This is a genomic window from Shewanella psychropiezotolerans (genome assembly GCF_007197555.1).
Taxonomy (GTDB): Bacteria; Pseudomonadota; Gammaproteobacteria; order Enterobacterales; family Shewanellaceae; genus Shewanella; species Shewanella psychropiezotolerans.
Map to the genome: position 1 here is coordinate 2,722,757 of NZ_CP041614.1, position 14,682 is coordinate 2,737,438.

At 45.6% G+C, this 14,682-nt stretch carries 10 protein-coding genes and 1 pseudogene; 7 read left to right on the forward strand and 4 right to left on the reverse strand.

The features are described 5' to 3' along the window. The first annotated feature begins 9 nt into the window (after nucleotides 1-9). Nucleotides 10-2,256 (forward strand): marine proteobacterial sortase target protein, encoded by a 2,247-nt coding sequence (locus tag FM037_RS12115; protein ID WP_144046215.1) that lies wholly within the window; start codon nucleotides 10-12, stop codon nucleotides 2,254-2,256. Further along, on the forward strand, nucleotides 2,253-2,846 hold the full coding sequence (locus tag FM037_RS12120) for a class GN sortase (RefSeq protein ID WP_144046216.1): 594 nt from the start codon (nucleotides 2,253-2,255) through the stop codon (nucleotides 2,844-2,846). Before FM037_RS12115 ends, FM037_RS12120 begins: the two co-directional genes overlap by 4 nt. Before the next feature lie 11 nt (nucleotides 2,847-2,857). On the opposite strand, the gene FM037_RS12125 is transcribed toward FM037_RS12120, so the two are convergent. The 4 genes from FM037_RS12125 to FM037_RS12140 form a co-directional block, all read right to left on the reverse strand. After that, a complete protein-coding gene (locus FM037_RS12125; RefSeq protein ID WP_144046217.1) occupies nucleotides 2,858-3,883 on the reverse strand; it encodes a GGDEF domain-containing protein in 1,026 nt (341 codons plus the stop codon). A 159-nt stretch (nucleotides 3,884-4,042) separates the two neighbouring features. Beyond that, a complete protein-coding gene (locus FM037_RS12130) occupies nucleotides 4,043-6,670 on the reverse strand; it encodes an MlaD family protein (RefSeq protein ID WP_144046218.1) in 2,628 nt (875 codons plus the stop codon). Then, complete coding sequence (locus FM037_RS12135; RefSeq protein WP_144046219.1) at nucleotides 6,639-7,298, reverse strand: paraquat-inducible protein A; 660 nt, start codon at nucleotides 7,296-7,298, stop codon at nucleotides 6,639-6,641. Before FM037_RS12135 ends, FM037_RS12130 begins: the two co-directional genes overlap by 32 nt. Continuing rightward, nucleotides 7,291-7,929, reverse strand: coding sequence for a paraquat-inducible protein A (locus FM037_RS12140; protein WP_144046220.1), 639 nt, complete (start codon nucleotides 7,927-7,929; stop codon nucleotides 7,291-7,293). Before FM037_RS12140 ends, FM037_RS12135 begins: the two co-directional genes overlap by 8 nt. A 215-nt stretch (nucleotides 7,930-8,144) precedes the next feature. On the opposite strand from FM037_RS12140, the gene FM037_RS12145 reads away from it, so the two are divergent. The 5 genes and pseudogenes from FM037_RS12145 (at nucleotide 8,145) to pepN (ending at nucleotide 14,609) form a co-directional block, all read left to right on the forward strand. After that, the gene (locus FM037_RS12145) at nucleotides 8,145-8,450 is read left to right on the forward strand and encodes a YebG family protein (protein WP_144046221.1); all 306 of its coding nucleotides are present in this window, start codon (nucleotides 8,145-8,147) and stop codon (nucleotides 8,448-8,450) included. Between the two features lie 17 nt (nucleotides 8,451-8,467). Further along, complete coding sequence (locus FM037_RS12150; RefSeq protein ID WP_144046222.1) at nucleotides 8,468-8,926, forward strand: GAF domain-containing protein; 459 nt, start codon at nucleotides 8,468-8,470, stop codon at nucleotides 8,924-8,926. A 278-nt stretch (nucleotides 8,927-9,204) separates the two neighbouring features. Then, a complete protein-coding gene (proQ, locus tag FM037_RS12155) occupies nucleotides 9,205-9,837 on the forward strand; it encodes an RNA chaperone ProQ (protein WP_144046223.1) in 633 nt (210 codons plus the stop codon). A 24-nt stretch (nucleotides 9,838-9,861) separates the two neighbouring features. After that, nucleotides 9,862-11,945, forward strand: a pseudogene (gene prc / locus FM037_RS12160) (carboxy terminal-processing peptidase). Between the two features lie 99 nt (nucleotides 11,946-12,044). Beyond that, entirely contained in the window at nucleotides 12,045-14,609 is a 2,565-nt protein-coding gene (gene pepN / locus FM037_RS12165; RefSeq protein ID WP_144046224.1) for an aminopeptidase N, read from the forward strand. The last annotated feature ends 73 nt before the right edge of the window (nucleotides 14,610-14,682 follow it).

Consider the following 14,682-nt stretch of genomic DNA (forward strand, 5'->3'; position numbering starts at 1 on the left):
AATATAAAGATGAGAACAGGTTTGTGTCTAGATCATTATTTGAATTTACAAGCCCCTCTTAGGAGGGGGCTTAACTTCGCCATATCCGGGATAGTCATCATGATGGCATCTTGGATAAATGTCGCTCAGGCCATGAGTGCCGTTGAGATAACTCAAGGGAGTTTTGTTTATCACAGGCAAGGAGAGAGTGAGCCTCAGGTGGCGATGCCGCTTAACACAGATGTTCAGATGAAGGTTTCTGGCTGGGTTAATCGGGTCACAGTGACTCAGACATTCATAAATGATAGTGACGATTGGCTTAATGGTAGCTACCTGTTTCCTTTACCCAATGAGGCTGCCGTGGATCATATGCGCCTGATCGTTGGGCAAAAGGTAATAGAGGGGCAAGTTAGAGAGAAGGAAGAGGCCAAAAAACAGTTTGAACTGGCTAAAGCTACAGGTCAAAGAGCCAGCTTGGTGGAGCAGTCGAGACCCAATATCTTTACCACATCTGTTGCTAATCTGGGGCCGGGTGAAACCTTAGTGGTGCAGATAAGCTATCAAGAGCTGGTGAAATATGAAAAAGGTGAATTCAGCCTCAGGTTTCCTATGTTAGTCAATCCAAGATACGTGCCCAAACAAGGAGGCGGGAAGAATAATTCCTATCCTTCTACACAGAGAATGTTGGCACAGCTGGTTGACCCAAGTTATGGCTTTGGGGAGTTCAGAGCAGCAGGTCCTAAGGTCAACATTGAGATAGATCTCGATGCGGGCATAGCGCTCAGTGAGATAACCAGTGTTTACCATGATATTGATAAGCAGCCGGTGACTAATACTCAATATCTGCTCAAGTTAGCGGGCGATACGCCTGCCAACAGAGATTTTGTCCTCAGATGGACACCTGTTTCGGGGAGTGAGCCCGTTGCGGCCATCTATGCCCAGCAGGGCCAAACCCATAAGGATGCAAACTCTTCACCAGAGGACAGCGACTATGCCTTACTGATGTTGATCCCCCCAGAGGTTGGTGCGATCAGCGCGATAGCCAGAGACTTGATACTCGTTATCGACACCTCTGGGTCCATGTCCGGTGAGGCAATAGCACAAGCCAAGAAGGCAATGGGCTATGCATTAGCCGGATTAGGGACGCGTGACAGTTTCAATATCATCGAATTTAATTCAAATGTGCACGCTTTATCTGCACAGTCTCTGCCTGCCACGGCAAAAAATATCGGTAGGGCTAATCAGTTTATACGCACCTTAAAGGCCGATGGGGGCACAGAGATGGGTTTTGCACTGACTCGTGCGCTCGCTCCCGGGATGCACTCGGCTTATCAGCAAAATGAAGATAATTCAGACCCAGACAGTACCCGGTTGAAGCAAGTATTGTTTATGACCGATGGGGCCGTGGCGAACGAGAGAGATTTGTTCAGTCTTATCGAGGAGCATATAGGTCATTCGAGACTGTTCACCATCGGCATAGGCTCGGCACCTAATTCTCATTTTATGGAAAGAGCGGCTGAGCTAGGTAGGGGGAGCTTCACCTACATAGGTAAGCTGGACGAGGTGCAGCAGAAAATAGAATCGCTACTGTATAAAATTGAGCATCCTCAAATCACTGATATTGAACTTCGCTATGGCGATGGCACTATTCCCGATCATTGGCCGATCAGTATTGCGGATCTGTATGCTAATGAACCCTTGTTAGTCGCGATAAAGATGCGTCCCAAGATTTACCAGGCTTCGGCCTCTGAGTTAATCGTATCGGGCATGATAGGTAACCAATATTGGCATAGCAGTTTGTCTCTCAATGAGCGCAAATCCGCTGCAGGTTTAGATCTTGTCTGGGCCAGAAAGCAGATAGCCGCATTGGAGATGAGTAAAAATGGGGCTAACCAAGCCAGAGTAAAAAAACAGGTGACGGCTTTGGCGCTCAAATATCACCTGGTGAGCCAGTATACTAGTTTAGTGGCGGTTGAGAGCATTCCTGCAAAGCCTTCGTCTGTGGTGTCAAATAATGCCAGTGTGGTGCAGTCCACGCCATTTGGCTGGCAACCCCCAGTGGGCTATTTGCCTCAGACTGGGGGGGAGAGTCGCTTGCTTATCATGATGGGCATGATCTTGTTGGGTCTAGGTTTAGCCTATCTGGCAAGCTTTAGCCTTGATAAGGGAGCTGGGTTGAGTATGCTCCGTAGTTTAGCTGCTCAGAAAAGGCGACAAACAGTGTCAATTAAGACTGGCGGTGACGGACATGTGTCAGCAAAAGGCCTGGAGACATGAGTCGTTTACAGGGCTGGCGAACCGGGCTTTGCTGCACTGTGATATTGACCGGACTGTTATTCTTGGGAGGAGGCTCATATATGCAGGCTAAGGCGTACTTCGCACAATATCTCATTGAGCAAGCATGGCGACAAACCTTAGAGGATAAGCGACCCCATAAACCATGGAGCTGGGCTGATACTTACCCTGTGGCTAAACTGACCTTGATGACGGCAGATAATGTAGACAGTGAAGACAGAACTTTTTATGTGCTGTCCGGTGCATCGGGCAGAAATCTAGCCTTCGGGCCAACTATGGTTCAGGGCGGAGGCTTGCAGACCCAAGGGGGGAACAGGATCATAGCGGGTCATAATGATACGCACTTTTCTGTGCTTAACGGGATTAAAGCAGGACGGGTGCTAAAATTTCAAGACGCAGATAAGCAGACGAGTCTGTACCGGGTATCCTCGACTCAAATTGTGCACGAATCTGACACTCGTGCGTTGATGCCAAGTTATCATGACCAGCTGACCCTGATCACTTGTTATCCATTTAATGCCCTACAAACAGGCAGCCCGTATAGACTCATAGTGAGGGCGCTGCCTGTGTAGCGACGAATGTTCTAGCTGGGAATGGGCATGACCCTGTTTCGCCCCAGACGTTTGGCCTCATAGAGAAGTTTGTCCGCTCTCTCTATAAGCTCAGCGCCCTCGAGGTTTTTATCCCACTGTGCGACGCCAAATGATGCAGTGATCTTATTGATTCTAACGTCTTTTCTTCTATCTTTAAGGGAGACTTTTTCCAGCCCCCTGCGCATGGCTTCGGCCAGATGACGAGAGGAGCTAAGTTGGCTTCTAGGTATGATGACGGCAAACTCCTCTCCACCATATCGATATATTTTTGCACCATCTCTGCAGGCTTCCTGCAATCGCTTAGCGACCGCTTTAAGGACTTGGTCGCCTAATTGATGACCATAATTGTCATTAAATGCCTTGAAATGGTCAATATCCACCAGGATGAGGCATAAGCCGTCAGGTGATTGACTCAGGGAGCCTCTTAGATCGTTATCGAATGCGCGGCGATTGAAGATACCCGTTAGTGCATCGTACAGCATGATTTGTTCAGATTTTGCGAGTTGCTGCTTTAATGCATCTATCTCTTGTTGGGCTTTACTGAGTTGGCCAGTGAAATATTGTGTGCTCGAACGTATGTCGTCGGACTCTTTGACTAAGCTTCTGACGATACCGAGTACCTTCTCTAAACTGACGCCTTCCTCTTCTATCCGGTTTAACTTCTCGAAATTACTGTCGATACGGCGCTGAAATTGAGTGGCGTCTAAGTTAGTATCCTTGAGAGAGTGAGATAGTTCTGTCGCCATAGCCTCAAGGTTCTGTCGCATGTCGAGGACATCGACTTCGATGGGATCTGACACGTACTCACGATATAGCATCTCTGCATTCACGGGCGGGCAGGTATGATGCTGCTCAATAACCGTGTCGAGTCGTTTATTTAATTCTGGGCTTTGCTCTGAGACATAGGTATACCAGAGCGCGTAATTGGTTGGCGTGGTGGGAATTTGGTGCTTCAACATCAAAGGAACGGCTTTTTTTAAATTTTTTGCCGCTATTTTTATTATTTCTCTAGACATAAATCTCCCAAGACTAATACCAATCTAAGCTTCCCAGACTAATACCGATTTAAGTAAGTATAAGCACTTTAGTTGGTAAATGAGAGCATAGTTAATGAGCCGAATAAAGAGCAGCCAGAAGGGGGATATTTTCCTCCTGGTCATGCTTAATTTGTGAGGTTATTGTTGGCTGAGTTGGACTGGTGCCCATGTTAACCATTTAGCTTCGAGTTTTTTATGTAAGGTGAAACTCGCGTCTGATGTCAGCATGTTACTCGTCATGGTTTGCTGCTCGGTGACTACACCTACGCCACCCGCTAGTATGCTCTCTAATGAACCTGTCTCAATCTTAGCTCCTGAAAAGAGACCTACATCGATTTTTACACCAGACAGATCCCAGAATTGACTAGTTTGGTTGACCAGGTGACGATATTCCCCATCGATATGGGCGAACATCTGTACCGAGTTACCCGTATCGGCTAACTGATAAGCATCGATAGCACCAATGCTTATGCCCCTAAAAACAATAGGGGTTCCGGCTTTAATTGAGCCCAGATTAGTGTCTTCGAGAGTGAATTGTAACCAGTCTTTTTTGGCCTGTATAACTGGGGTCACTTCACCGATAAACTGAGTACGGATTTGAGTGCTTACCCCAGGTTTGACGCCGATATAGGGGCCGGTTATTAAGGTTTCAGGCGCTTTAATACCGGCGAGAGAAATTTGAGCGTCGACGAGGAAATACTCGGCGTCTTCTTGAGTAAAATGTTGGGCATAATCCCCATATAGATAGGCATCAACGCTGACGCTTATCAGGTCTTTATTCAAGGTGACACGTTCGACAGCGCCCACCTTGTGGCCTAAGTAACGTATAGGGGCCTTGGCCGCTAACTTGACATCGGCGGGGAAGGTGAGCTTGATGGGTTTTGCCTGAGCCAGTGCCAGGGATTTAGATTCATACAGGTGAGTTTGAGAGCCTATATCCTCATCGTCGAGCAATCCGAGTGTGATGCTGCCTTTTAATGCTCCCTGTATAGGCGCTACATCGATTTCTATGCCAGAGAGACCGGCATTGACTGTGACGGCACTGTTTCGCCAAAAAACGCTATTGGTTTTGACTAATGGCTTGAATTGGTTTCGAATGCTGATGTTAATGTTGAAGTTTTCATTAGCCGAGCTCCAGTTAACCTCGTCGACCTGGCCTATCTGCATTTTTTGATAGTAGACAGGCGATCCCGATGACAGATCTGCTCCATCGGTACTCATCAGGGATAATGTAAACTGATTTAGCTTGTCAAAATAATCATCAGCCGCATCTGTTGAGAGAAACAAAGCCAGTTGTGCATGATTTTTTGCCACGGTTTTACTGGCCCCCTGAATCAGGCTGATAGCGCCTTTTGTCAAGGTCGATAGGTCACGGGTTTTCACTGATATACCATCGAGGGATGCCTCGATTGACAGGGCCGATTCGGGGATGAAATAGCTATCGGTATTAACTAAATCAGTAAACTCAGGCCAGATCTCAATCTGGTATTCTACGCCAGTTAATGCCTGATTAAGGCTGACGGAATTGACCTTGCCAATGGCCAATTGCTTATAACGAACTTCGGCCCCTATCCCGACTCCCGGGTTATTCTCGGCGGTTAAATTTAACAGTAATTTAGATTGTGCGTCTTGATCCGGTGCTATCTCCAATAAAGGGTATTGCTGTTTAGGCTCTCCGCTTCCTGGTGAAAAGTTAATGACACTACCTGTGATCAAGCGCCCCGCATGCTTGATACCAGACAAGGATATATCGGCACCCTCAAGCCAGAAGTGAGACGTACCTGAGAGCAACTGGGCATATTCTTTATCAATTTTGGCGGTGAATTCCACACCTGTATCGGTTAGATGTGTATCTGTGATACGACCTATATTGATGCCTCTGAAAACGATGGCCGTGCCGGTAGATACAGCATCCGATTCAGTGGCTGTCAGAGCAAATTCGATGCCACCTTGGGCTAATGCTTGGCTGTCATAGACTCGGTAACTGTGTCCATTTTCGGCTCTTTGAGAGTCATCGGAAGAGCTAAAACTAAGGCCTCCGGCAAGAATAGACGACAGGCTTTCGGATCTGATCTCTATGCCAGAGAGCGAGGCGGTGATATGGAGTCCGGACACGTTCCAGAATTGAGAGTCCGTCTTTACCAAATGAGTGTATTGCTTCTTGATAAATGCGCTCAGTAAAATTTGCCTCGAGCCTTCGAGATGATAGCTGATGATTTCTCCGACGGGGATCTGTCGATAGAATATTTGTGAGCCTACATCCAAAGACCCTAAGGTATCGGCTGTTAATTCAATGACTAAACCATCGCTTCCCGGCAGCATGGCTGGGGCATCCGTTTCGGCTTCGAAAAAGGATTGAGACTGACCTCCACCAGGTTGAATGGCGATATAATTCCCTGAGAAAAGCGCATCTAAACCTTCTACCCCTGTGATCGAGGCTTTAGGTGTGACTAGCCAAAATTTGGTTTGCTCATTCAAAAATGGATCCGCTCGGTAATCCATCTTTAGATCGACATTAACGCCTTGTAGCTCGTCATCGATGCCAATATCGACGACTTTACCCACCGTCAGCCCTTGATAGCGTACTAAGGTCTTACCGACATCAATCCCAGTCGCGCTGGGGAAGTGGATACGCACTTCAATACCGGCTTCTCTTATGCTTTTTATGCCTAACCAGGACCCTAGGGCAATAGCCACAAGGGGGAGAAGCCAGATAGGCGAAAAAAGCTTCTTCTTAACTACTTTCGGTGTTTCTATTTGTGTCATCTTGCGATTCCAATCGATCCCAGAGTAAACGAGTATCAAGTACTTTAGCGGCAATTTGTGTCAGTAAAATCACTAAAGCAAATGCGGTAGCGGCAGGTCCGGGCTTTGCATCGAGCAATTGCCCCATATTGACCACCGCAGCGGTAATAGATATGACAAACAGGTCAAGCATTGACCATCGACCTATCCATTCAATAACATGAAAGCCGACCATCAACCTCTTCTTGGAGATGGGCAGACGGAAACTGATGGCTAGCAGATAGATAGTCAAGCCACAGATTTTTAAAATAGGAACTAAGATACTGGCGGTAAATAATATGACTGCAATCGGCAGAATATTCAGATCGATAAGGTGGGTGATACCGGTAAAAATAGTATCGTGACGTGTCTGTCCCTGACTGGTAAAGATAGTGATCGGATAAATATTTGCCGGGATCAATAAAATGGCGGCGGTTATCAGCAAGGCCCAACTTTTTTGCAGGCTGGAATAATCACGAAATGCGAGTGTTGAGCCACACCTTGAACAATGGGTTGCCTTGTGGGACATCAACTGTTGGCATGAAGGACAGAGCGTCAGGCCTAAATCTTTCCCTTGGTTTCTCTGTGGCTGCTCAGAGGGGCTAGTCATCTAATACACTCCACATATGTTCGAGATGATATTCACGCTGTAAAAATAGGGTTACCAGAAATAACATGGCAAAACAGAAGGTGCCCATTCCCAGATAGATATCGGTATAGTCCGTGAGTTGAAAGACGGAAACGAAAATACTGATCATATAAATTTCTAACATGGTGAGTTGTGAGAGTAGACCATGATATTTAAGCAGGCGCTTCAATATATCTCGAAAAAAAGGCACCTGCAGTCGATACTTGATAATTAAAATTTGCGACAGCACAGATAAAAGCAGTAAACCAGGTGCGATGACCGCCGAGGTGAGAACGGCAATGGCGACGACCCAATAACCTTGGTTTGCTACAGCCATGGCACCTTCGGATATGGTTGTGGTCCTGATGCTGCCAAGAAAATGTAACTCGAGAACGGGGAGTAAGTTTGCCGGGATGAAAAAAATAATCGCGGTGAGGCACAGGGCTAACATGCCGTTTAAGGAACAATATGGTGCATCATAGATGGGAGTATGACATCGAGGGCATAAGGCACGAACAGACGAAGGCAAGGCTCGCTTCCTTATCACAAGATCACAAGAACGACACAGGGTCACACTGGTATCTGCACACTCATGTTCCGTAAGTAATTTCACCCTTTCTTACACATCCCTTTTCTTGTTAATACTTGGCTCGACGAAATGTGTTAATTCGTCTGAACTGCTTGTCATTGAGTCATGCTTAGTTGGAAAAACCTGATAGATATCACTCTATAATCAGACAGATAATATCAGATTTTCCAGAATACTTGCATAAGAAGTTATTTTTATGAGACCCTACAACTGTATATATAAACAGTGAGAGGGACGTTATGGCGGTTGTAACTAAATTTGTAGTGGTCAGAGAGGGGGTTGAGAAAATGACATTCACATCTAAGAAGGAGGCTGATGCCTACGATAAGATGCTTGATATCGCCGATAACCTAACCCCCTTCTTAGCTGAGTCAGAATTAGAGATAGATGAAGTCACCTGTGAAAAACTGAGTTTTTATCTTGCTCAACACAAGGACTTATTGCTCAGTTTGCTTAAAGGCGTGGTACCTCAGAAAACAGAGACGACAGAAATTAAAAAAAAGACTAAGAAAGCCGACGCTAAAAATGTCGATACAAAAAAATAAAGTGTTAGGAAGTTTGTATGAAAACTGAATTTTATCAAACGCTGAACCGTCAAGCACAAGCCCTTCTTCAGGGGGAAGATGACTTAGTGGCAGCGATGGCCAACTTTTCCGCCTTACTCAATGACTCACTCGAAGATCTAAATTGGGTGGGGTTCTATCTGCTAAAAGATGAGCAGCTAGTGTTAGGCCCATTTCAGGGCCGGGTTGCCTGTACGCGTATACCTCTGGGCAGGGGAGTCTGTGGCTCGGCGGCATCAGAGAAAAAAACACTTAGAGTGGCAGATGTTCATCAATTTTCAGGGCATATTGCTTGCGACGCGGCGAGTAATTCTGAAATAGTCATCCCCGTTCTTAGGGATAACCGACTCATCGCCGTTTTGGATATAGACAGCCCTAAGCTAGCTCGATTCGATGAGAACGATCAAATTGGGCTAGAAAACTTAGTCTCAAGCTTCGAAAATGCGTTATTTGGCTAAACTATAACCAATTTTTCATAATTCGTGTTCGCAATCGTCAAACTGGGGTTTATAATAGGCGGTTCGAATACTAAGGACGTCGAGGATATCCCTCATTTGGGAATGAATGCTTGGCGTTTGTTAATTGTAATTGCTAGAGTATGTCTGCCGTGTTTGAGCTGCGTCTCGATAATTCTGTTGAGGATTATCTGATTGAGCCCGCGAAAGACAAATATAAACGACACTGTATAGCCTACTTTCTGTCTAGGCAGTGCCCCTTTTAAACTGTGGAAGAAATAATGGAATCAACAGACAAGTTGACCGACACCAACGCAATTCTTGCGTATTTATATGAAACATTTCCTTTGTGCTTTATTGCCGAAGGCGAAACTAAACCTTTAAAAATTGGATTGTTTCAGGAGTTGGCTGAAAGGTTAGCTGATGATTCTAAAGTCAGTAAAACTCAATTGAGAATTGCTTTGAGACGCTATACTAGTAGTTGGCGTTATCTGAAGGGCGTAAAAGCAGGTGTTCAGCGAATCGACCTCGAAGGAAAAGAGTGTGGTGAGTTAGAGCAAGAGCATGTCGAACACGCGCAATCGACGCTTAAAGAGAGTCAGGAAAAAGCAAAGGCGAAACGCGTAGCGAAAGCGGCGGCGGCAAGGAAGGAAGGGCAAGCTGCTAAGCAAGCCAAGAAACCCGCGCCTAAACGAGTCAAGCCAGTGGCTAAAAAGCCAGCGAAAGAGCCTGCGCCTGTTGTTAATTTGACGCCAGCAGTGTTAAATGAGCTGAAACAAAATCAGCGTGTTAGTGTCAAACTAGGTAAGTCGCCAGTTTCTGGTGTTATCGTTGATATTAAGAGAAATGATGTTCAAGTCCAATTGGACTCTGGCCTAACCATAAAAGTTAGTGTTGAGCACATCATGCTTTAATTTTAGTAAAGGAGTAACTTGTTGATGCGAAAAATTTCCCTGGCTGTCTCAATCGCCAGTATTTTTGTCGGATTCTCGGCGTGGGCGTTAACCCCTACAATTCCATTCAGCGAGTTACCCGCCTTAACGCAGGAGCCGCAACACAAAGTTGCGAGCAAGCGCGTGACTGGCCTTTTCACTCGTTCTCACTATCACAGATTCGATTTAGATGATGCGTTTTCCGAGCAAGTGTTTAAACGATATCTAAAGCAGCTCGATTACCGACGTAATGTGCTGCTTCAGAGTGATCTGGACAGCTTTCAAGTATTTTCTAAACAGTTCGATGACATGCTTAAGAGTGGTGATTTAACACCTGCTTATAAGATGTTCGAACGGGTTCAAAAAAGACGTTACGACCGTTTTGCCTACGCACTCACCCTATTAGACAAAGAGATAGACTTTACGGTCCCTAATGATAAGTATCAGTATGATCGTGAAGATGCGACCTGGCCTAAAGATGAAGCGGAAGTGGATGAGCTTTGGCGTCAACGTGTCAAATACGATGCATTAAATCTTAAATTGACCGGTAAGACATGGGAAGAGATCGTTCCTGTGCTTGAAAAGCGCTATAACAATGCGATAAAACGTTTGAGTCAGACTAAGAGTGAAGATGTATTCCAAGGTGTGATGAATGCCTTCTCTCGTACGGTCGAACCACACACGAGTTACCTTTCCCCCGTAATGCCGAACGCTTCCAGATGGAGATGAACCTGAGCCTTGAGGGGATCGGGGCGGTACTGCAGATGGATGATGACTACACAGTTATCAAGAGTCTTGTGGCTGGTGGCCCAGCTGCGACCAGTGCAAAATTATCTCCAGAAGATAAAATTATTGGCGTAGGTCAAGAGGGTAAGGAGATCGTCGATGTTATCGGTTGGCGATTAGATGATGTGGTCGAACTGATAAAGGGCCCTAAAGGCAGTAAAGTTGTACTGCAAATTTTACCTAAAAAGGGTGGCTCTTCGGCGAAATCTTTTGAAGTCGTCATCGTCAGAGATAAAATACGTCTCGAAGACAGAGCGGCAACATCCGAAGTGATAGAGCCTGATAATGGCCTCTACGCAAATCGTAAAATTGGCGTCATTCAGATCCCCGGTTTCTATATGGACTTATCGAAAGATGTGTCTAAAGAGCTGGTTAAACTTAAAGAAGCCCAAGTTGAAGGTATCATCATCGACCTTAGGGGAAATGGTGGTGGCGCATTAACTGAGGCCACTTTGTTGACTGGATTGTTTATCGAGCAAGGTCCGGTGGTTCAGATTAGAGATGCTAACGGTAAAGTTTCTCAGAATCGTGACAATGATGGCCGAACCAGCTACAGCGGTCCATTGACTGTGATGGTGGACAGATACAGCGCATCGGCATCAGAAATTTTTGCTGCGGCACTGCAAGATTACGATCGTGCGCTAATTGTAGGTGAATCTACATTTGGTAAAGGTACTGTGCAGCAACACAAGAGCCTTGGTCGCATCTATGACATGTATGAAAAACCTATCGGCCACGTGCAATACACCATAGCTAAGTTCTATCGCATCAATGGTGGCAGCACTCAACTCAAAGGTGTGACACCCGACATATCTTTCCCGAGCGCATTAGAGCCGGGTGAGTATGGTGAGGCCGAAGAAGAGAATGCACTGCCTTGGGACAAGGTGCCTGTGGCTCAATACGGTACGTTAGGAGACATTAATCCTAATCTGGTGACTAGCTTAGACTCTAAACACCAAGAACGTATAAAAACCGATGTAGAGTTTGGATATGTTAACAAAGATATCGCCGAGTTTAAGCTGCATCACAATGAAACTACTGTGTCATTAGTCGAGAGTGAGCGTGTTGATGAGCGCGAAAGCAATGAAAAGAAACAGCTCGAGAGACTCAATGAACGTCGTGTTAAACAAGGCTTAGAAATCGTCAAAACATTGGATGATGAAGATGAGACGAGTAGCGATGATAAAGATGCAAAGTCGGATGAGGAAGAAGTTAACATCCCAGATGCCTTCCTCGATGAAACTGTCTATATCACCTTAGATCTTGTCGACATAGAAAGGCTTGCCAAGAACGAATCACACTAGATTGATATGATTTTTAAAAACGCGCTTCGAGCGCGTTTTTTTATATTTATTATTCAGCTTATGACGACATAAGCGTTGAAAAGGATTTAAGGTCTGTTTATGACACAAGCACAAGCAAAATACCTAAAAGACTACGCCGCACCTAGATTCAGCATCACTCATCTGGACTTGAGCTTTAACTTAGATGGGAAAGAAACTCAAGTGATCGCTAAGAGCCAGGTGGTTAGACGAGACAAACAAGCGCCAAGCTTGTTACTCGATGGTGATGAGATGAAAGTCTTATCGGTGAAGATCAATGGTGAAGATGTCAGTTACAAGCAAGGATTAACGAGCCTGAGTATAGATACAGAGCTCGATGAGTTTGAACTCGAGATAGTGACTCAGCTAGACCCGGAGGCAAACTTGAGCCTCGAAGGCCTCTACATGTCAGATGGGGCATATTGTACTCAGTGTGAGGCCGAAGGCTTCAGACGAATCACCTACTTCCTAGATAGACCCGATGTGTTGGCCATCTATACGGTGCGTATAGAAGCCGATAAGGCCGCTTTCCCTTATCTTTTAAGCAATGGTAATCCGGTCGAAAAGGGCGATCTCGATGACGACCGTCACTTTGCCAAGTGGCATGATCCATTTCCTAAGCCTGCTTACTTGTTTGCCCTAGTTGCCGGTGATTTTGACTTATTAGAAGATGAGTTTATTACCCGTAGTAATAAAGCCGTAAAATTGCAGGTTTTTGTCGATAAAGGGAATTTAAATAAAGCGCATCATGCTATTGCGTCACTGAAAAAATCCATGGCGTGGGACGAGTCACGCTTTAATCTCGAGTATGATCTCGATATCTACATGATCGTAGCGGTGGATTTTTTCAACATGGGTGCCATGGAGAACAAGGGACTCAATGTTTTCAACACTAAATATGTGTTAGCCGATACCAGCTCTGCTACCGATGATGATTACCATGGCATCGAAGCTGTAGTGGGACATGAGTATTTCCATAACTGGACAGGAAATCGGGTGACTTGCAGAGACTGGTTCCAGTTGAGCCTCAAAGAGGGGTTAACAGTGTTCAGAGATCAAGAATTTAGTTCAGATCTGGGATCGAGAGCGGTTAACCGTATTCATGCCATTAAGGTGATAAAGAATCAGCAGTTTGCCGAAGACTCAGGCCCAATGGCTCATCCTATACGTCCCGAATCTGTCATCGAGATGAATAACTTTTATACGGTCACTGTATATAACAAAGGTGCCGAAGTGATTCGGATGATGCATACCTTACTCGGGGAACAGAAATTTCAGGCCGGAATGCAGTTGTACTTCGAGCGTCATGATGGTCAGGCGGTCACTTGTGATGATTTCGTTGCCGCAATGCAAGATGCGAGCGGCGTAGATCTGGTTCAATTTAGGCTGTGGTACAGTCAGTCGGGCACCCCAATGGTGACGGTTGAAGAAGATTATGATGAGGCAAACGCGTGTTACCGTTTAAGGATTAAGCAGAGCACTCCTGAGTCGGCCGAGCAAAAAGACAAGCAAGCGCTGCATATTCCCTTCGATTTGGAGTTGTTATCCAGTCAAGGTGAGTCGATGTTGAGCGAAGTGCTCGATGTTAAACTGGCAAGCCAAGAGTTTACCTTTAATGATATCAATCAGAAACCTGTGCCATCTTTACTGCAGAATTTCTCTGCACCAGTTAAATTGGTATTCGACTATTCCATTGAGCAATTGGTCCATCTAATGAGATTTGCCAACAGTGAAGTCGCTCGTTGGGAAGCATCAGTGACTCTGGTAAGCCAGTCGATTTGGGACAATGTCGCTAAGTTACAGCTCAATCAAGCCATGCATGTCGATCCCAGAGTCGTTGATGCCTATCGAGGTGTGCTGCTCTCTGAAAGCTTAGATCTTGCCTTAGTCGCAGAAATCTTTACTTTGCCGAGTGTTTCCGCCCTCATAGAGCAAGTTGAATCGGTAGAGCTCGATGCCTTAGCGACGGCGCGAGACTATGTAGCAGAAGAGATAGCCAATGCCTGTGAAGATGAGTTACTCACTCGCTATCGTGAACTGGTTGGACTCGATAATGCCGCTGCTCGTGCGCTTAAAAATATCTGTCTACTCCTGCTTCAAAAAGTCTCTGATGAATATCAAGACTACGCCGAGAAACAGTATCGTCACGCGGAGAATATGACTGATAGTTTAGGGGCGCTTCAAGCCGTGAATGGTGAGGCATCACCTATCAGAACTGAGCTGATGTCTGATTATGAAACTAAGTGGAAAGCGACGCCATTAGTGATGGATAAATGGCTGACGTTACATGCGACTTGTGGTGATGATAATTGTTTGGACACCTTAGTGGCCTTGACTGAACATGAGTCTTTTAGCTACTCAAATCCTAATAGGGTTAGATCATTAGTCGCTGCTTTCGCCGCCGGTAATCTGGTTCAATTTCATGATATCCAAGGTAAGGGCTATGACTTTTTAACCGATGCGATCATCAAGCTTAATAAGGTGAACCCTCAGGTAGCTGCGCGTATCATTACGCCTTTGATTCAATTTAAAAAGTTTGATTCAACCAGACAGGCTATGATGAAAGCATCCCTCGAGCGTATCTTAGGTCTACCAGATTTGTCGAAAGATCTGTATGAGAAAGTGTCCAAGGCACTTGTCCTCTAAATTTGGAAGTGATTTTTGACCATACCAGCCACTAGCAGCTTAGGTTTCTAGGGGCTTATATCTCATTTCTTGT